Consider the following 16,915-nt stretch of genomic DNA (forward strand, 5'->3'; position numbering starts at 1 on the left):
ACATTGGGGGGCAGTGGCGCGTTAGGCACTCATCCACGCGCAAAATAAGGAGCACCCGATGAGCGACGACATCAAAGAACAGTTTTGGAAAGCCTTGGCCGACAGCCCCTATGTGATGATCGGCGCGACTGGCGAGCGCGAGCATCATATTCCGATGAACGCCCAGCTCGACAAGGACGCCAACAGCGCCTTTTGGTTCTTTACCTCGACCGACAACCGCTTATCGGGCGGGGGTCCCGCGATGGCGCAATTTGCGTCGAAGGGTCATGAGCTGTTCGCCTGTATTTCGGGAACGTTGGTCCATGAAAGCGACCGCGCGGTGCTCGACAAGCTGTGGAGCAATGGTGTCGCGGCCTGGTACGAAGGTGGCAAAGACGATCCCAAGCTGGTCCTGCTGCGTTTCGAACTCGCCGACGCCGAAATCTGGACCGCCGATCCGGGGATCAAGGGCATTTTCAAGCTGATGACTGGCATGACGATGAAGGAAGGCGAACTTGGTCAGCATGCCGAGGTAGCGCTGTAATTTCAAATCCTCCCTCCGGCGTAGCCAGGGGGAGGTGGCAGCGCGAAGCGCTCACGGAGGGGCTTTGACGTAGCCGTCGTGGCCCCTCGACCACCGCCTGCGGCGGCGGTGTCGTTCCCCATCGCTGCGCGACGGGGAGGAACTTGTCAACCGACTGGCGGACCGATCCGCCCCTCGCGAAACTCGAAGCCACCCTCGCGGTCGCGCCCCAGCAGCGCCGGACCGTCGAGATCTACCCAGCGCGCGCGCTGCGCCAGCACGAACGCGGGTGCGATCGCCAGGCTCGTCGACAGCATGCAGCCGACCATGATCGACAGGCCCGTCGCGTCGGCGGCGTCGGCGATCCGCAGTGCCTCGGTCAGCCCGCCCGCCTTGTCGAGCTTGATGTTCACCCCATCGTAGAACGCCCCGATCCGCGCGACATCGGCCGCGGTCTGACAGCTTTCATCGGCAACAAAGGGAATCGGCGCATAGATGGGGTCGAGCAGCGCGTCGGCGCCGACCCCGACCGGCTGCTCGATCATCTCAACGCCGAAATCGGCAAGAGCCTCGGCCTCCGCCAATATGTCGAGCTGCCCCCACATTTCATTGGCGTCGACGATCAGCCGCGCCTCGGGCGCCCCTTGCGCACCGCCGCCACCCGCAGCCGATCATTCTCTCCGGTCAGCTTGATCTTGAGCAGGCGAAAACCATCGGCTTCGGCGGTCGCGGCCTGTTCGGCCATTGCCCCCGGCGATCCGAACGAGATGGTGAAGGCGGTAACCCGCGCGGTCGGCGCGCCGTCGCAGCCGGTCACTTGCCAGAGCCGCAGCCCGCGCTGTTTCGCTTCCAGATCCCACAGCGCGCAGTCGAGCGCGTTGCGCGCGGCGCCGGGCGCCAGCAATTCCTGCACCGCGGCCCGCGCCTCGACCGCACCCATGTCGCCGATATGGGGGGCGGTGCGCAGAATCGCATCGCGGCACCCCGCGGCATCCTCGCCCAGATAATAGACTGGGGTTCCTTCGCCACGCCCGATCGCGCCCGCACCCTCGACCTCGGCGATGACGACATCGACAAAGGTCTTGGCGCCGCGCGCGCTCACGAATGATCCCGCGACCGCCCAACGCTCGACGCGTGCGCTTTTCAGTTGGATAGCCATGCGGGAAGGCTAGGGTAGATCGCGATGACCGGCAAATCCCTTTCCGAACGCATCGGCGACGTTGGCCACCGTCTCGCGGTGGAGGCGCACGCCGCATGGTTCGCTGCACGCGATCCGCGGGTGCCGCTGCTTGCGCGTTTCCTCGCGATCGCGGTCGCGGCTTATGCGCTGTCGCCGATCGACCTGATCCCCGATTTCATTCCGGTGCTGGGATGGCTCGACGACCTGATCATCGTGCCGCTCGGCCTGTGGGCGGTCCGCCGCCTGATCCCCGCCGCGCTATGGGCCGAACTCCACGCCGCCGCGGAAGCCGCCAGCGAACGCCCGTCGAGCCGCACGGGGATGGCGTTTATCCTGCTGCTGTGGGCGGGATCGCTCTATCTGGTTTATTGGGCGGTGCGGACGTCGCCGATGCATTGAATCCCGCAATTATGCGTCGGAACGTCCGTCAAGGGGGTGGAGCAGCCCTCATGCCCCCCGGCGAAAGCCGAGAGCCCAGCGGGTTTGACAGCAAGCGTTACTTGGTGACGCTCTAGGCCGCGGCTGGCGCCGGGCAACCGCAATTACTGATCATATGCGGACAAACATTAACCCCCGTTGCTGCGAATCCACGCTTCGACGACCGGCGCAATATTCTCGCGCCATTTGCGGCCGTTGAAGATGCCGTAATGGCCGACGGTCTTGGCCATCAGATATTTCTTCTTCCCGGCGGGGAGCGATTTGGTCAGTGTCAGCGCCGCCTTGGTCTGCCCGATCCCCGAAATATCGTCGCGCTCGCCCTCTATAGCCAGGATCGCGATATCCTCGATCGCATTGAGGTCGACCGGCTGGCCGCGATGCAGCATTTCGCCCTTGGGCAGCGCATGGCGCTGGAACACGACATCGACGGTTTGCAGATAGAATTCAGCGGTCATGTCGCAGACCGAGCGATATTCGTCGTAAAATTCCTTGGTCTTGTCGGCCTCTTCGCCGTCGCCATCGACCAGATGTTTGAACATCGTCCAATGGCTCATCATATGATTACCCAGGTTCATCGACATGAAGCCCGCAAGCTGCAGGAAGCCGGGATAGACGCGGCGGCCGGCGCCCGGATACCAGGCGGGAACGGTCACGATGACATTTTCCTGAAACCACGCATGCGGGCGCGTCATCGCATGCTGGTTGACCGCGGTCGGCGCCTTGCGCGTGTCGATCGGGCCGCCCATCATCGTCAGCGTCTTGGGCCGGCACTCGTTCCTGTCGGCGGCCATGATCGCCGCAGCGGCTAGCGCCGGGACCGACGGCTGGCACACCGCCAGCATATGCGCGCCGGGGCCGATATGCTCCATCCAGCCGATCAAATAATCGATATAGTCGTCGAGGTCGAACTTGCCCGCCTCCAGTGGTACATTGCGCGCGTCGCGCCAGTCGGTGATCCACACGTCGTGACCTGGTAACATCCGCTCGACCGTGCCGCGCAGCAAGGTCGCATAATGGCCCGACATCGGTGCAACGATCAGCAGCTTGGGCGCATCCTTTGTGCCCTTGTGCTTAAAATGCTTGAGCTGGCCAAAGGGTTTGCGCGCCTCGACCGCCTCGGTCACCCGCACGATTTCACCATCGACTTCGGTTTCATACAGTTCGAACCCGGGCTTGCCGCGCGGCGCGGCAGCGTGCGCGAATACCTCCAGCGCCGACGCGAATTGCGGGCTGCCGCCGAAATAACCGAGCGGGTTCGCTGGATGCTGCATGACCTGCGCGCCCGCAGTCGCCAGCGCGCTCGCGCCCGCGAGCCAGCTCTTTTGCATTTCAAAAGCGTGATACAGCATATTCGTTCGGATCCTTGGCAAGCCCGACGCTCTGTGAGCGTCCATTCGTTGGCGCCAGTCTAGGGCATCCGATCCATTGTGCAATGCGTCATAAACGCCGCTTGCGATCATCTTTGTCCGAAATGACGCCGCTCATTATGCAATCGGGCTTCATAATCCATGAAGCACAGCACTATTCTGCGGCGTTGAGCGCGGGCGCCGCCACTGCTAGGGCCGCTGCGATGGCCAGTACCCCCGATCTTCCCGCCGCGAAAGCTCCCGCCGAACCGCGCCGCAAGCTTGGCAGCCTCAGGATGATCTGGCACCATGCCAGCGCCTATCCGCTGCAACTGGCGATCGCGGCGGTCGCACTCGGCGTTGCTGCGCTCGCGACGCTGGCGATCCCCTGGCAATTCAAGGAAATGATTGACAGCGGCTTTGTGGCTGGCGGCGGCGACGTCGCCCCGCATTTCCGCTTATTCTACGGCATCGTCCTGACCCTCGCGCTCGCCACCGCGCTGCGTTTCTACTTCGTCAGCTGGCTCGGCGAGCGGACCGTTGCCGACATCCGCCAAGCGGTGCAGCGTAACCTGCTCCGCCTCGCCCCCGGTTTTTTCGAAGAAAATCGACCGTCCGAAATCGCCTCACGGATGACGTCGGACACGACGATCATCGAGCAGGTGGTCGGCACGACCGTGTCGGTGGCGCTACGTAACATGGTGATGGGGATCGGCGGCATCGCTTATCTGTTCACCCTGTCACCCAAGCTGACCGGTGGGATCCTGCTCGGCATTCCCGTCATCATCATGCCGATCGTGCTGCTTGGCCGCCGCCTCCAGAATGTCTCGCGGTCGAGCCAGGACCGCGTCGCCGACATCGGCGCCACCACCTCTGAACAGCTTGGCGCGATGAAGATCGTCCAGGCTTTCGGTCAAGAAGAGCGGGAGGCGGCGCGCTTCGCGAGCGCCGTCGAAGCGACTTTCACGACCGCCAAGCGCCGCATTCGCCTCCGCGCGATCATGACCGCGATCGTCATCGGTCTGCTGTTCGGCGCGATCACCACCCTGCTTTGGTATGGGGCCGAGGGAGTTGCCGCGGGGACGATCACCGGCGGCACGATCGCCGCCTTCGTCCTCACCGGCGGGCTCGTCGCGGGGGCGTTCGGCGCGCTGACCGAAGTCTATGGCGACCTGCTGCGCGCCGCGGGCGCCGCCGAACGGCTTAGCGAACTGCTCAATGCCGAAGCGAGCATTGCCCCCCCGGCACAGCCGCGCGCCTTTCCCGAACCGTCACGCGGCACGCTTGAGTTCGCCCACGTCGACTTCCACTATCCGACCCGCCCCGACGCCCCGGCGCTGCATGATTTCAACCTCGCGATCCAGCCGCGCGAAACCGTCGCGATCGTCGGCCCCTCGGGCGCAGGCAAATCGACCCTGTTTCAGCTCGCCGAGCGATTCTATGATCCGCAAGCGGGGCACATCCTGCTCGACGGCGTCCCCTTGGTCGATGCCGACCCCGCCGACATCCGCGCTCGGATCGCGATGGTGCCGCAGGAAACGGTAATCTTCGCCGCTTCGGCACGTGACAATCTGCGCTACGGCAATTGGGACGCCACCGACGACCAGCTTTGGGACGCTGCCCGCGCCGCCAATGCCGAGGATTTCTTGCGCAAACTTCCCGAAGGTCTCGATACCTTCATGGGCGAGGGCGGCGCCCGCCTGTCAGGCGGCCAGCGTCAGCGCGTCGCGATCGCGCGGGCACTTCTCCGGCGCGCCCCGCTGCTGCTGCTTGATGAAGCAACCTCGGCGCTCGACGCCGAATCCGAAAAGCTGGTTCAGGACGCGCTCGAAACATTGATGCACGACCGCACCACGATCGTCATCGCGCACCGGCTCGCGACCGTCCGCGCTGCCGACCGCATCATCGTCATGGACAACGGTCGCATCGTCGAGGAGGGCAAGCACGATACACTCGTCGCCGCTGACGGCCTCTATGCCCGCCTCGCGCGCCTGCAATTTCAGGATAATCTCGCCCCCGCCTGACCGGCACCCTGTAAAGGATATGACGATGCTCTACGACATGACCGTTCCGGCCTATAGAAACGGGCTGCGCGCGCTGTCCGCGCAGCTCGACAAGGCTCTCGCCTGGGGCGCCGACAACGGCGTCGGCGAATTGCAGCTCATAGTCGCGCGGCTGGCGCCCGACATGTTCCCGCTCGCGGCACAAATTCGCTCCAGCTGCCTGCAGGCGCTCCAGCCGCCGTCACGGCTCGGCGCCACCGGCGCTCCCACGCTGCCCGACGACGCATCCGACTTTTCCGGGCTGCAGGCGCAGATCGCATCGACGCTCGCGTGGCTCGATAGCGTCGATGCCGCCACCATAGACGCCGACCCGGATCGACCTGTTAGCTTCGACCTGCCCAATGGCATGGTCTTCGACATGACCGCGCGCGCCTATGTTCGCGACTGGGCGCAGCCGCAGTTCTACTTCCACCTCGTCGCGGCCTATTCGATCCTGCGCCACATGGGCGTCCCGCTCGGCAAGGCCGACTATGTCGGTTATATGCTGGCGCATCTCCGCTCCGGCACCGCTCCCACCGCCTGACCGCCGCCAAGCGCAGTTGAGCGATCAGATCGCCGCGGCATATCGCTGGATGCCGCGAAAGGCGATGGTCGATCCCCCGTTGCGCCGGATCGCCCCTATCGCCTCGTCGACGCGCAGGTACCGAGCCCGCGCTTCGGGTTCGAACATCAGCGTCGCAGCATCGGGCCGTGTCGATGCCGTCTTCACCAGCTCACCCAACTGCGCCAAATCGATCGCCTCGCCGTTCCAGCGGATTACGTCCGCGGTGTCGATGGTGATGCGGTTTTCGTTGCGCACCTCGGCGCGGCCAGCGTCAACCGCCGGGAGAGTGATATCCACGCTATGCGTCGGCGGCGGAATGGTGATGATGAACATCACCAGCATCACCAGCATCACGTCGATCAGCGGGGTCGTGTTGATATCGGGGTCGCCATTGGGGTCAGCTCTGAAAATGCTGCGATGAAACATGCTGCGGTGTCGACGCATTAGCTGTCTCCCCATTGGGGCACCGCTATCGTCGGTTCGTCCGACAGCTGACTGCCCGCACGCAGGTCCGGCATCGGACATTCGCGCTGCCGCCTACCGAACCACCAATGTTATGATATACCATTTTTCCAACAGCGCAATAGAAATCCGGCCGTGGCGCTTTACGCCAACATCCCGCACTTGAAAAAAGAAAGGGCGGCACCTTCCGGTACCGCCCTCACTTGTCTCTTCCAGTCCCGATCGGGAATGGAAACCGGTCTTACATGCCCGAGTTCGGACCGTAAGTGATTTCCACACGACGGTTCTGGTCGTTGCGGACGCCATCGGCGGTAGCAACAGCCGGGCGGCTTTCGCCGAAGCCCTGCGCGCTGATCGAACCATCAGAGATACCGCGAGCGGTCAGATAGCTGCGAACCGCAGTGTTGCGGCGTTCCGACAGGCCGACGTTGTACGTGGCTGCACCCGAACGGTCAGCGTGACCGGCGAGCATGACCTGCGTACCCGTGCAACCACGGTTATAAGCGCTGATCGCGTTGTCGAGCGTCGAAGCCGCTTCCGGCGTGATGTTCGACTGATCCCAGTCGAAGTACACGATGTACGGCCCAGGTTCGCAAACCACCGGCGGAGGCGGCGGGGGCGGCGGGGGCGGCGGGGGCGGCGGGGGCGGCGGGGGCGGAGGTGCCACAACCGGCTCCGGTGCGCCGCCGAAGTTGAAGGTCAGCGTCCCGAGGATCGAGTGCGAACGGAAGCGCGTCGAAACGTCGCGACCGATTTGATCGACCATATCGACATTGTCGACGTTGAAGAAGCGATACTTCAGGCCAACGTCGATGGAGTCGCTGAGCGGCGCGCGAATACCGGCGATAGCCTGCCACGCGAAGCCCGTGTCCGAATCGTCGAGGAACGCACCGGCGAACACAGGTTCGACCGACACGCGAGCAACACCGGCGCCACCGCCGATAAAGCCCTGAAGCCCGTCGTCGTCACCGAAGTCGAGCATACCATTGACCATGAAGCTCAGCGCGTTCGTATCGCCGTTCAGTGCGGTCGAGCCGGTGTACAACGCACCTGCGCCGCCAACCGACTGCGGAATACCCGGTGTCGTGAAACGGCCCGACTTGATGTCGGCTTCACGATAACCGACCTCAACTTCGGCGCGGAAGCCGCCAAAGTCATAACCGACGGTACCTTCGAAATCATAACCAGCCCGATGATCGAGCGAACCGGCGTTGCTAAAGGTGCCGATATCGAGATCCAGGTCTTCAACGATCATTGCGCCGGCACCAACGCCAACATACCAAGAGTCGTCGCGCGCCAAAGCAGGCGACGCCAGGGCAGTGGAGGCTAACGCCACAGCTACGGCAAGCTTCCTCATAGTAATTCCCCTTTCAAATTGAGATATACGTCTCGGCAGACGTCCTACTCGCCGCTTTGGTTCCGTGCAAGTGAACAAATCGTCAATCTGTTGCCAAAAAGTCGCACATTTAAAACCAACGGGAGGAAATTCAGCCTGAAATCAGAAGGCCCTGCGCTTCAAGGTGCAGGATCAACGTTGCAAGAGCGCTACGCGCTTCGGCATCGATTGTCGAGCCGCCCGATGGGGTGACAATGGTTGCTGGCGCGACCCATTCGCGGTGGTCGAATCGCAGCCGCGCGCCATCGCCCAGCCGCACCACCGCGATCCCGGCGCGCGGCGCGCGGCGCGGCAAATCGTCAGCCGCCGATAGTCCGTATCGCAATCGCGTTCCCCTGCCCGATCCAATCGCCTGCGGGGACCGCGCCGACCAGCCAGCATCGCTTCGAATCCGGATCGGCGGGCGGATCGTTCAACGGCCTGACTTCGACCGCGGCATGGACCAACGAGTCGATCAGCGTCAGCGCCCCGTTGTGCGTGACTTTCTCTGCCTGCGCCACCCTCAGTAGCGGCAATGCAAGGCGCCGGGTCATCGGTATTTTGCTCAGGGTTTCATCCTCTTATGTCAGCGCAAAATCACCGGACTGGCGAATCGCGATCATCGTGTCAGGCGGCAGCGCCGCGAGAACGGCAGCCGCGATATGCAGATCCGGGCTTGCGGTCTCCCAAGGCGCAATACCCCGAACGGGGGGCGACTATGTGATCCGCCACGCCTATTGCCCCTCACCAATCGGCAGACCGACTTGATCGCGCCAGCCGGCGTCGACGAGGCTGCGTCGCCGCTACGAAATGAAAACACCGCCCGCGCGGTCGGACACGATCCGCCCATGGGCCGGCGCCAGCGGCCGCAGCGCCGCGCCGCCAATTGGCACTGCCACGTCGGTCAGCACGCTTGAGCCGCGCGCCGCGCCCACTGCAACCGCGCGGCGCCACCCTCCGCTGCAGCAAGCGCGCCAGCCGCTAAACGCCCGCCGCGACAGGTTGGCGACCGCAAACTGCAGCAATTCGTCGCCCGCCATTACCCGATTGGCACCGCCCAGCAGCGCAGCATCGTCGAACGATTCCAATGACATCGACGGATTGACGAGCGCGACCAGCGCCGCGTTGACGTCATCGAGGAGATATCGCTGCCCGGCGCCAACGGTTCCGCCAATTGCCCGGCGCCGCTGCGGACCGTTCTGCGCCGAGCGCGATCGGCTCACCAGGAAACGCCTGCGCAGCCGCTCACCGCTTTCGAAACTCAGTTCAAAATCGTCAATTGTCCCGGCCAGCGCATGGCCGCGCACCCGCACCTCTGCGGCAGACCCGGTACAGATCCCTACCGCGCTGACCGACACCGAACTTACCCCGGCGCCCGACAACAGCGTCCGCCGGCTGCGCGAATCCTTGGTCGTGACGGTCACCGCCTCGCCGTTCACGGACAACTGGGTCGTGCGCAGTCCCGCCACCGTCCGATAGCTGGGCGGCGCAGCGCCGTCGCCGACCTTCAGCAGAAAAGCGCTCCCATTTTCAGTCGCCATCGTTTATTCTCCTCATCACAAAAACCATCCGAAACTGGGGAGTCACGGGATGCTGATTACGACATTGCTTTTGGCCGCCATGGCGCCAGCGCCCACCGCCGCGGTCGACACGACGCGCGCCGCCTTCACCAAATGCTTACGCGACGACATGAAAAAGTCGCTTGAGGCCAAGGTCGAAGAGGTCGAATATGAAATGGCGCTCAAGGCGAACTGTTCGACCGAACGCGACGCGTTCCGCAAAGCGGTGATCGCGCTGGGTCGCTCAGGCGGCGATTCAGAGAAGGTCGCGTCGGAAGACGCCGACATGCAGATCGAGGATTACCTCGCGAACTTCACCGACAAGTTCAAGGATTACAAAGCGAACAACGCGCTTCCGGGCGAGTAAGACGTACAGAATTTTCCTCTTCTGGAGAGGGGAGCGGGCGGCGCCGGATCGGTGCCATCGCGGGCGCCGTATAAACGCCGCGTCATTCGCACGATCCCCTGCCGGATCGCTTCGACGACACCCGGGCCATCGTCTGCGATACCCGCCCAATAGGTCACGCGCACCCGTTCAGCGTCGCCGGGGGATTCGATCGCTATACGCAATCGCGCGCGCCTCGCTCAGGCTCATGGTCATCGCCATGTCTCTATCAAGAAAAGTAAGCGCCCGGTCCGCCCCGAAAGGGGGAAGGGAGCATGGACCGGGCGCCCATCGCGCCAGCGCGAAATCAGCTGGCGGCGAATTTCATCAGTTTGATGGCCTGCAAATCGATGATCGCACCGCAGACCCTTTTGGTTGCATAAGAACGCACGATCGGCTTGTTGCTGAACGGATCGCGCAGGATGCGCGTCTCGCCCCGGCTGGTTATCGCGATTAATTCGGAAAGGGGCGCCTATTCGCTCTCGCGGCCCGCGAGATCACGCGCGACTTTTGGATCGCGCAGCAATTGTTCGATATGGCTTGCCTCGTCAAAGCTCTCGTCCGACAAGAATTTCAGCTTTGCGGCATATTTCAGCGTCATCTTTCCGGCGACGCTCTTTTGCAGCCAGGCGGTGTTGGTGCGCAGCGCCTTCAGCACTGCCTCCTCTTCCTTGCCGAGCAGCGACTTCACGAACACCGTCGCATGACGCAGGTCCGACGACATGCGCACTTCGGTGACGCTCACCGGATGTTTTGCCAGCAGATCGTCGTGCACGTCACCGCGCGCGAGAATGTCCGACAGGATGTGGCGCACCTGTTCGCCAACGCGCAGCGCGCGGACCGTAGGGCCTTTGGTGTCTGCCGCTTTCATGCCGCACCCTTTTCCAATTCATCCAGTTTCGCGACGATCCGCGCGATCGAGCGCATGTTGCGCGATGTGCCCTTATGTTCCAGCCGCCGCTCGATAAGCCGCGCGGTCAATTTGCTGTCGCCGACGCCGTCGCCATAATCGATATAGAGCGCGCGGTCGCCGAGTGCGAGGCGCTCGTTCGGCTTGATCCACTTGTCGGCCGCCAGCCCATCGAACTGCGCCTGCGTCGGCTGCCCGTCGAGGAACATGGTGTGGACGAACCTGTCCTCATTCGTCCCCCCAAACGGATTGTCCGCAATTCCCGCCGCCAGTTCGTCGCGACTGCGCACCAGCGCCGCGCACTGCATGTCAAACCGGTCGTCGACCATCAACGTGAGCTTTTCCTCCAGCCCGCGCGTCGGCCGCGCCGGGTGCGAGAAGATGACATTGCCGCTGGCCACGACGGTCTCGACGTCGGCAAACCCCTCGGCCTCGAACGCCGCGCGCAGATCGGCCATCGTCAGCCGGTTGCCCCCGACGTTGATGCTGCCGAATAAGGCCACATAGCGAGCCATGCCGACGCCTCCTGATCCGCGCCGAGCGGACGCGTGTTAAAGCGTCCGATCGCGCATTTCGACTTCAAAGACTTCCAGATTATCGCCCGCCTTGATGTCGTTGGTATCCGACAACACGACACCGCATTCCAGACCCGCGCGCACTTCGGCGACGTCATCCTTGAAGCGACGGAGTGACGCAATCGTCGTCGCCGACACGATGACGTCGTCGCGGGTAAGACGCGCGTGCAGCCCCTTGCGGATGGCGCCTTCGAGCACGAGCAGGCCCGCGGCCTTGTCGCGCTTCCCGGCCGGGAACACGTCCTTGACCTCGGCGCGGCCAACGACGGTTTCGATCCGCTCCGGACCCAGCTCGCCCGCCATCTCTTTCCTGATTTCGTCGGTCAGGTGATAGATGACGTCATGGTACATGAAGCGCACATTTTCGCGCTTCGCGATCTCGCGCGCCTTGGGATTCGGGCGGACATTAAAGCCGATGATCGGCGCCTTGGTCGCCGCCGCCAGCGTCACATCGCTTTCGGTGATCGCCCCGGCGCCCGACTGGAGCACGCGGACGCGGATCTCGTCGGTCGACAGCTTGTTCAAGGCGTTGACGATAGCTTCGACCGACCCCTGCACATCGCCCTTGATGATCACCGGGAACTGGATGACGTTTGTCTTGTCGGCCAGTGCTTCGAACATGCCTTCCAGGCTGACCGGCGCCTGGACAGTGCGCTTGCGCGTCGCCTGTTCCTGACGATAGGTCGCGACTTCGCGGGCACGCGCTTCATTCTCAACGACGGTGAGCGTATCGCCCGCCATCGGCACGCCGCCCAGACCCAACACTTCGACCGGCATCGACGGGGTCGCCGATTTGATCTGCTTGCCCTGATCGTCGATCAGCGCGCGGACGCGGCCACTTTCGGCGCCGCAGACAAAGATGTCGCCGACCTTGAGCGTCCCGCGACGGACGAGGATCGTCGCCACCGGACCGCGGCCCTTGTCGAGCTTGGCTTCGATCACCGTGCCTTCGGCGGCGCGGTCGGGGTTGGCTTTCAGCTCCATGATTTCGGCCTGCACCGCGATCGCGTCGAGCAACTTGTCGAGGCCGGTTTTCTTGAGCGCCGACACTTCGACATTCTGCACGTCGCCGCCCATTTCCTCGACCACCAGCTCATGCTCGAGAAGGCGTTCGCGGACGCGCTGCGGGTTGGCGCCTTCCTTGTCGATCTTGTTGATCGCAACGATGATCGGCACGCCCGCCGCCTTCGCATGGGCGATAGCCTCGATCGACTGCGGCTTGAGGCCATCATCGGCCGCGACGACCAGGATGACGATGTCGGTGACATTGGCTCCGCGCTGACGCATCTCGGTAAAGGCTTCGTGGCCCGGCGTATCGAGGAAGGTGACAAGCGATCCGTCGGGGGTTTTCACCTGATAGGCGCCAATATGCTGGGTGATGCCGCCAGCTTCGCCCGCCTGCACATTCGCCCCGCGCAGCGCGTCGAGCAGGCTGGTCTTGCCGTGATCGACATGGCCCATGATCGTGACCACCGGCGCGCGCGGCTTCAGATGCTCGGCGTCGTCGATATCTTCGTCATGACGGATATCGACATCGCCTTCGCTGACGCGAATGATCTCGTGCCCGAATTCGGTGACCAGCAGTTCGGCGATATCCTGGTCGATTGTGTCGGTGCTCGCCGACGGACTGCCCAGCTTGAACAGCGCCTTGACCAGGTCGCCGGTCTTCTCGGCCATGCGGTTGGCGAGTTCCTGCACCGTGATGCTTTCGGGTACCACGACTTCGCGGACCTGCTTCTCGCGCGGACCCGACGATGCGGTGTGCGAACGCTTTTCCTTTTCGCGGGCGCGCTTCAGCGCCGCAAGGCTGCGGGCGCGCGCGCCTTCATCTTCGTTGAGCGCGCGCGTGACGGTCAGTTTGCCCGACTGCCGGCGCGCGTCGCCGCCACGGCTCGGCTTGGGCTCAGGGCGCTTGGGCTCAGGCCGCTTGGGCGCCTCGACCGGGGTAAAGCGTCGCGGGGCCGGGGCGGCGCTGGGCGCGGCGCGCGGGGCGGCCTCGGCCCGCGGCGCTTCCACCGCGGGTGTATCGGCAACCGTCTCGGCGGCGGCCGGCGTCGGGGCGGGCGCGGGCGCGGGCGCGGCGGGCTTGGCGGCGGTCTGTTCAGCGCGCTGTTTCTCTTCGTCGGCGGCGCGGGCGCGGGCGGCCTCTTCGCGGCGGCGATTGTCCTCGAGCGACGACATGCGCGCTTCTTCGGCCTCGCGCAGCAACTGCACCTGACGTTCCTGACGCGACATCAGGCTGTCATTCTCGCTCGCGCGCGGCGCGGCGGGTTTCGGCGCGGGCGCAGGCGCAGCAACCGGCGCGGGCGCCGGAGCGGCCTCAACCTCTTCGACCACCGGTTCGGGCGCAGGATCGCCAGGACGACCGAGCACGCGGCGACGCTTCACCTCGACCACCACCGTGTTGCGGCGACCGTGGCTGAATTGCTGCTGCACCTGTCCGGCCTCGACCGTCCGCTTCAGCCCCAAAGGCTTGCGGGTCAGGGTCGGTTTGTCCTGTTCGTCACTCATCGAAACTCATCATTCCTTCAAAACGCGTCCGAAGCGGCGGAGCCTGTCGGCGCCGCCCCAATTTTGTCCTCGCCAGCAAGCGGCGGGGCATGCGGGTCGGAATCGCGGTTGGCCGCGTCCCTACTCCATCCTGTAAAAAACTGCCAGCGGCTCAAATGCGCCAGCACCCGCGCCGCGGCGCGGGCGTCGGTCAACGCCAGATGCACCGCATTCTCGCGGCCTAATGCCATAGATAGGGTGCTGCGGTCCACCGGCAAGACCCGCCCCTCGCGCCCCGACCCTTCGGCATCTTCGCCGACGCGCCAGGCCTGCGCCAGTTTCTTGCGCCCATCCTCGCCGGCATCGCTGGCGTGGAGCAGCAGGCGGACCTGCCCCTTGCGCGCTGCAGTCTCGATCTTTTCATTGCCGCTGAGCAAAGTGCCCGATCGCGATTCCAGCCCCAGCCGGTCAAGCGTCGCGCGTGCCAGCTGCGCCTCGATCCGCGCGCCCAGATCGTCGGGGATGGTGAAATTGCCGTCCTGCAACGCCCGCGCGAGCCCGCTCTTCAGCTTGCCCTTCGCTTGGCTCGCTTCGAGTGTGGCGCGATCGACGCCGATCCACGCCCCGCGCCCCGGCGCCTTGCCGAGCACGTCGGGCGCTATAGTGCCGTCGGGGCCAAGCGCCAAGCGCACAAGCCTTTCGGCCGGCGAAACCTCGCCGGTTATGACGCAGCGCCGTTCAGGCACATGCTGGCCGCGCCGACCAGCGCGGTCTGGTTCGCTCAGCTGATCATTGTGCGGGGTCCGCATCAGCGGCCTCCCCGGTTAGCGGCTCCGCCGCGGGCCCAGCTTGCGGTGCGGTTACCACCGGTTCGTTCGACTCTTCGTCGTCGAACCAGTGGGCGCGCGCCGCCATGATGATCTCGTTGCCCTGCTCTTCGCTCAGGCCATATTCTCCCAGCACGCCGCCCTTGTCCTCGGCTCGCTCGCTGCGCGGCGGACCGCGGCGGTTGTCGGTGCGCTTCTTGGCGATCAGCTCGTCGGTCGCCAGATCGGCGAGGTCGTCGAGCGTCTTGATGCCCGCCTTGCCCAGCACGACCAGCATCGCTTCGGTCAGGTGCGGGATCGCGGCCAGATCGTCCTCGACGCCCAGCTCGCGGCGTTCGGCGCGCGATGCTTCTTCGCGGCGCTCGAGCCCTTCGAGCGCGCGGCTTTGGAGTTCCTGCGCCAGTTCTTCGTCAAAGCCTTCGATCCCAGCAAGTTCCTCGATGCCGACATAAGCGACTTCTTCGAGTTCGGTGAAACCCTCGGCGACCAGCAGCTGCGCGAGCGTTTCGTCGACGTCCAACTCTTCCTGGAACATCGTCGAGCGTTCGACGAATTCGCGCTGGCGCTTTTCGCTCGCGTCGGCCTCGGTCATGATGTCGATCTGGCTGCCGGTCAGCTGGCTGGCGAGACGGACATTCTGGCCGCGGCGGCCGATGGCGAGCGACAGCTGGTCGTCGGGAACGACGACTTCGATACGGCTGTCATCTTCGTCGATAACGACGCGCTGGACCGTTGCGGGCTGGAGCGCGTTGACGACGAAGGTCGCCGTATCTTCAGACCAGGGGATGATGTCGATCTTTTCGCCCTGCATTTCCTGGACGACCGCCTGGACGCGGCTGCCCTTCATACCGACGCAGGCGCCGACCGGGTCGATGCTGCTGTCATAGCTGATGACGCCGATCTTGGCGCGCGAACCCGGGTCGCGGGCGGCGGCCTTGATCTCGATGATGCCGTCGTAGATTTCGGGCACTTCCTGCGCGAACAGCTTCTTCATGAAGTCGGGGTGTGCGCGGCTGAGGAAAATCTGCGGACCGCGCGTTTCGCTGCGCACCGACAGGATCAGCGCGCGGACGCGGTCGCCGACGCGCATCAGTTCGCGCGGGATCTGCTGGTCGCGGCGGATGACGCCCTCGGCGCGACCGAGGTTGACAACGATGTGACCGAATTCGACCGATTTGACGACGCCGGTAATCAGCTCGCCGGCGCGGTCCTTGAACTCTTCAAACTGACGCGCCCGGTCGGCTTCGCGGACCTTCTGGAAAATCACCTGCTTCGCCGACTGCGCGTCAATGCGGCCCAAGTCGACCGCGGGCAGCGGATCGACAATGAAGTCGCCAAGCTGCGCGTCCTTTTGCAATTTCTGGCCGGCGGCGAGGTCAACCTGTTTGAAATAATCCTCAACCGTCTCGACGACCTCGACGACGCGCCACAGGCGCAAGTCGCCGGTCTGGACGTCGAGCTTGGCGCGGATGTCGTTCTCGGCCCCATAGCGAGCGCGCGCGGCGCGCTGGATCGCTTCTTCGATCGCCTCGATGACGATCGTCTTGTCGATCATCTTCTCGCTGGCGACGCTGTTGGCAATCGCCAGCAGTTCGGCGCGGTTGGCGGAAATGGCAGTGGCCATCAGTCCTGTCCTTCTTCTTCCAGTTCGTCGGCGCCTTCGGCTGAAAGCGGGACGGTTGCAGCAATGAGTTTGTCGGTGAGCACCAGCTTGGCCGTGTCGATCGCGTCGAATGGCAGCATGTGCTCGACCTCTTCCTTATCCAAAATCGTGACGACATCGCCGTCGATCCCGACCAGCAGGCCGTTGAAGCGCTGGCGGCCGTTGAGTTTTTCCTTCAGCGCGACCTTCGCTTCATGCCCCGCCCAGTCGGCAAAGTCGCTGGGCCGGGTCAACGGCCGGTCGATGCCCGGTGACGATACCTCGAGCCGATACGCCAGCTCGATCGGATCCTTGCCTGCTTCCTCCAGCGCGTCGAGCTGCCCCGAAATGCGGCGCGACAGGTCGGCGCAATCGTCGATCGTCAGCTGACGCGTCTCGGGACGCTCGGCCATTACCTGCAGCGTCGGATCGCTCTCGCCGCCAAAAAAGGCGACGCGCACGAGCGACAGGCCCATCGCCTCGGCTTCGGGCGCGATGATCGCGGTCAGGGCATCAAGATCGGCCAAGTCAGTCTTTCAAATCAGATGACCGGCAAGCATGTGGGTATAGCCGCCGCGGCCCGCGGCCCCGACGTCCCAACTGGCTAACCATGTCAA

The 16,915-nt window shown here is 64.3% G+C and carries 16 protein-coding genes and 3 pseudogenes; 5 read left to right on the forward strand and 14 right to left on the reverse strand.

Annotated elements, in window-relative coordinates; all coding sequences use genetic code 11:
* Positions 1-58 precede the first annotated feature (58 nt).
* A complete protein-coding gene (locus IPF76_RS02640) occupies positions 59-523 on the forward strand; it encodes a pyridoxamine 5'-phosphate oxidase family protein (protein ID WP_293839273.1) in 465 nt (154 codons plus the stop codon).
* Positions 524-669: 146 nt separating this feature from the next.
* On the opposite strand, the pseudogene IPF76_RS02645 reads toward IPF76_RS02640, so the two are convergent.
* Positions 670-1,661, reverse strand: a pseudogene (locus tag IPF76_RS02645) (dipeptide epimerase).
* A gap of 24 nt (positions 1,662-1,685) precedes the next feature.
* On the opposite strand from IPF76_RS02645, the gene IPF76_RS02650 reads away from it, so the two are divergent.
* Entirely contained in the window at positions 1,686-2,081 is a 396-nt protein-coding gene (locus tag IPF76_RS02650) for a YkvA family protein (RefSeq protein WP_293839276.1), read from the forward strand.
* A 167-nt stretch (positions 2,082-2,248) separates the two neighbouring features.
* Here IPF76_RS02650 and phaZ read toward each other — a convergent pair whose 3' ends face one another.
* The gene (phaZ, locus tag IPF76_RS02655) at positions 2,249-3,469 is read right to left on the reverse strand and encodes a polyhydroxyalkanoate depolymerase (protein WP_293839279.1); all 1,221 of its coding nucleotides are present in this window, start codon (positions 3,467-3,469) and stop codon (positions 2,249-2,251) included.
* 221 nt (positions 3,470-3,690) lie between these two features.
* On the opposite strand from phaZ, the gene IPF76_RS02660 reads away from it, so the two are divergent.
* Entirely contained in the window at positions 3,691-5,490 is a 1,800-nt protein-coding gene (locus IPF76_RS02660; protein WP_293839283.1) for an ABC transporter transmembrane domain-containing protein, read from the forward strand.
* Between the two features lie 25 nt (positions 5,491-5,515).
* Positions 5,516-6,052 (forward strand): DUF1993 domain-containing protein, encoded by a 537-nt coding sequence (locus tag IPF76_RS02665; protein ID WP_366498995.1) that lies wholly within the window; start codon positions 5,516-5,518, stop codon positions 6,050-6,052.
* A 24-nt stretch (positions 6,053-6,076) separates the two neighbouring features.
* Here IPF76_RS02665 and IPF76_RS02670 read toward each other — a convergent pair whose 3' ends face one another.
* The 5 genes and pseudogenes from IPF76_RS02670 to IPF76_RS02690 form a co-directional block, all read right to left on the reverse strand.
* On the reverse strand, positions 6,077-6,517 hold the full coding sequence (locus IPF76_RS02670) for a biopolymer transporter ExbD (RefSeq protein ID WP_293839289.1): 441 nt from the start codon (positions 6,515-6,517) through the stop codon (positions 6,077-6,079).
* Positions 6,518-6,776: 259 nt separating this feature from the next.
* On the reverse strand, positions 6,777-7,892 hold the full coding sequence (locus IPF76_RS02675; RefSeq protein ID WP_293841866.1) for an OmpA family protein: 1,116 nt from the start codon (positions 7,890-7,892) through the stop codon (positions 6,777-6,779).
* Positions 7,893-8,022: 130 nt separating this feature from the next.
* The gene (locus tag IPF76_RS02680) at positions 8,023-8,256 is read right to left on the reverse strand and encodes a hypothetical protein (RefSeq protein ID WP_293842017.1); all 234 of its coding nucleotides are present in this window, start codon (positions 8,254-8,256) and stop codon (positions 8,023-8,025) included.
* Positions 8,231-8,464, reverse strand: coding sequence for a DUF2793 domain-containing protein (locus tag IPF76_RS02685; RefSeq protein WP_293839292.1), 234 nt, complete (start codon positions 8,462-8,464; stop codon positions 8,231-8,233). Before IPF76_RS02685 ends, IPF76_RS02680 begins: the two co-directional genes overlap by 26 nt.
* A 660-nt stretch (positions 8,465-9,124) precedes the next feature.
* A pseudogene (locus IPF76_RS02690) lies at positions 9,125-9,451 on the reverse strand (phage tail tube protein); the annotation flags it as partial.
* 49 nt (positions 9,452-9,500) lie between these two features.
* Between IPF76_RS02690 and IPF76_RS02695 the strand changes: the two are divergent.
* Positions 9,501-9,836 carry a hypothetical protein gene (locus tag IPF76_RS02695; protein ID WP_293839295.1) on the forward strand — a complete coding sequence of 112 codons (336 nt, stop codon included), beginning with the start codon at positions 9,501-9,503 and terminating at the stop codon, positions 9,834-9,836.
* 325 nt (positions 9,837-10,161) lie between these two features.
* Here IPF76_RS02695 and IPF76_RS02700 read toward each other — a convergent pair.
* The 7 genes and pseudogenes from IPF76_RS02700 to rimP all read right to left on the reverse strand — a co-directional run.
* Positions 10,162-10,293 (reverse strand): annotated as a pseudogene (locus IPF76_RS02700) (phage major capsid protein); the annotation flags it as partial.
* 33 nt (positions 10,294-10,326) lie between these two features.
* The gene (gene rbfA / locus IPF76_RS02705; RefSeq protein WP_293839298.1) at positions 10,327-10,725 is read right to left on the reverse strand and encodes a 30S ribosome-binding factor RbfA; all 399 of its coding nucleotides are present in this window, start codon (positions 10,723-10,725) and stop codon (positions 10,327-10,329) included.
* Positions 10,722-11,279 (reverse strand): DUF1697 domain-containing protein, encoded by a 558-nt coding sequence (locus tag IPF76_RS02710; protein WP_293839301.1) that lies wholly within the window; start codon positions 11,277-11,279, stop codon positions 10,722-10,724. The genes rbfA and IPF76_RS02710 overlap by 4 nt, the downstream gene beginning before the upstream one ends.
* A 36-nt stretch (positions 11,280-11,315) precedes the next feature.
* On the reverse strand, positions 11,316-13,850 hold the full coding sequence (gene infB / locus IPF76_RS02715) for a translation initiation factor IF-2 (RefSeq protein WP_293839304.1): 2,535 nt from the start codon (positions 13,848-13,850) through the stop codon (positions 11,316-11,318).
* Between the two features lie 17 nt (positions 13,851-13,867).
* Positions 13,868-14,638 carry a DUF448 domain-containing protein gene (locus IPF76_RS02720; RefSeq protein ID WP_293839307.1) on the reverse strand — a complete coding sequence of 257 codons (771 nt, stop codon included), beginning with the start codon at positions 14,636-14,638 and terminating at the stop codon, positions 13,868-13,870.
* Positions 14,619-16,280: a transcription termination factor NusA gene (gene nusA / locus IPF76_RS02725; protein WP_293839310.1), complete on the reverse strand. Its 1,662-nt coding sequence runs from the start codon at positions 16,278-16,280 to the stop codon at positions 14,619-14,621. Before nusA ends, IPF76_RS02720 begins: the two co-directional genes overlap by 20 nt.
* Complete coding sequence (rimP, locus tag IPF76_RS02730; RefSeq protein WP_293839313.1) at positions 16,280-16,825, reverse strand: ribosome maturation protein RimP; 546 nt, start codon at positions 16,823-16,825, stop codon at positions 16,280-16,282. The genes nusA and rimP overlap by 1 nt, the downstream gene beginning before the upstream one ends.
* Positions 16,826-16,915 lie beyond the last annotated feature (90 nt).

Origin of the sequence: Sphingopyxis sp., assembly GCF_016704835.1 — a bacterium.
GTDB lineage: Bacteria > Pseudomonadota > Alphaproteobacteria > Sphingomonadales > Sphingomonadaceae > Sphingopyxis.

What these genes read in the sequence shown, in the direction of transcription:
- IPF76_RS02640 (WP_293839273.1), top strand. Translation starts at nt 59, where the DNA reads ATGAGCGACGACATCAAAGAACAGTTTTGGAAAGCCTTGGCCGACAGC.
- IPF76_RS02650 (WP_293839276.1), top strand. Translation starts at nt 1,686, where the DNA reads ATGACCGGCAAATCCCTTTCCGAACGCATCGGCGACGTTGGCCACCGT.
- phaZ (WP_293839279.1), bottom strand. Translation starts at nt 3,469, where the DNA reads ATGCTGTATCACGCTTTTGAAATGCAAAAGAGCTGGCTCGCGGGCGCG.
- IPF76_RS02660 (WP_293839283.1), top strand. Translation starts at nt 3,691, where the DNA reads ATGGCCAGTACCCCCGATCTTCCCGCCGCGAAAGCTCCCGCCGAACCG.
- IPF76_RS02665 (WP_366498995.1), top strand. Translation starts at nt 5,516, where the DNA reads ATGCTCTACGACATGACCGTTCCGGCCTATAGAAACGGGCTGCGCGCG.
- IPF76_RS02670 (WP_293839289.1), bottom strand. Translation starts at nt 6,517, where the DNA reads ATGCGTCGACACCGCAGCATGTTTCATCGCAGCATTTTCAGAGCTGAC.
- IPF76_RS02675 (WP_293841866.1), bottom strand. Translation starts at nt 7,892, where the DNA reads ATGAGGAAGCTTGCCGTAGCTGTGGCGTTAGCCTCCACTGCCCTGGCG.
- IPF76_RS02685 (WP_293839292.1), bottom strand. Translation starts at nt 8,464, where the DNA reads ATGACCCGGCGCCTTGCATTGCCGCTACTGAGGGTGGCGCAGGCAGAG.
- IPF76_RS02695 (WP_293839295.1), top strand. Translation starts at nt 9,501, where the DNA reads ATGCTGATTACGACATTGCTTTTGGCCGCCATGGCGCCAGCGCCCACC.
- rbfA (WP_293839298.1), bottom strand. Translation starts at nt 10,725, where the DNA reads ATGAAAGCGGCAGACACCAAAGGCCCTACGGTCCGCGCGCTGCGCGTT.
- IPF76_RS02710 (WP_293839301.1), bottom strand. Translation starts at nt 11,279, where the DNA reads ATGGCTCGCTATGTGGCCTTATTCGGCAGCATCAACGTCGGGGGCAAC.
- infB (WP_293839304.1), bottom strand. Translation starts at nt 13,850, where the DNA reads ATGAGTGACGAACAGGACAAACCGACCCTGACCCGCAAGCCTTTGGGG.
- IPF76_RS02720 (WP_293839307.1), bottom strand. Translation starts at nt 14,638, where the DNA reads ATGCGGACCCCGCACAATGATCAGCTGAGCGAACCAGACCGCGCTGGT.
- nusA (WP_293839310.1), bottom strand. Translation starts at nt 16,280, where the DNA reads ATGGCCACTGCCATTTCCGCCAACCGCGCCGAACTGCTGGCGATTGCC.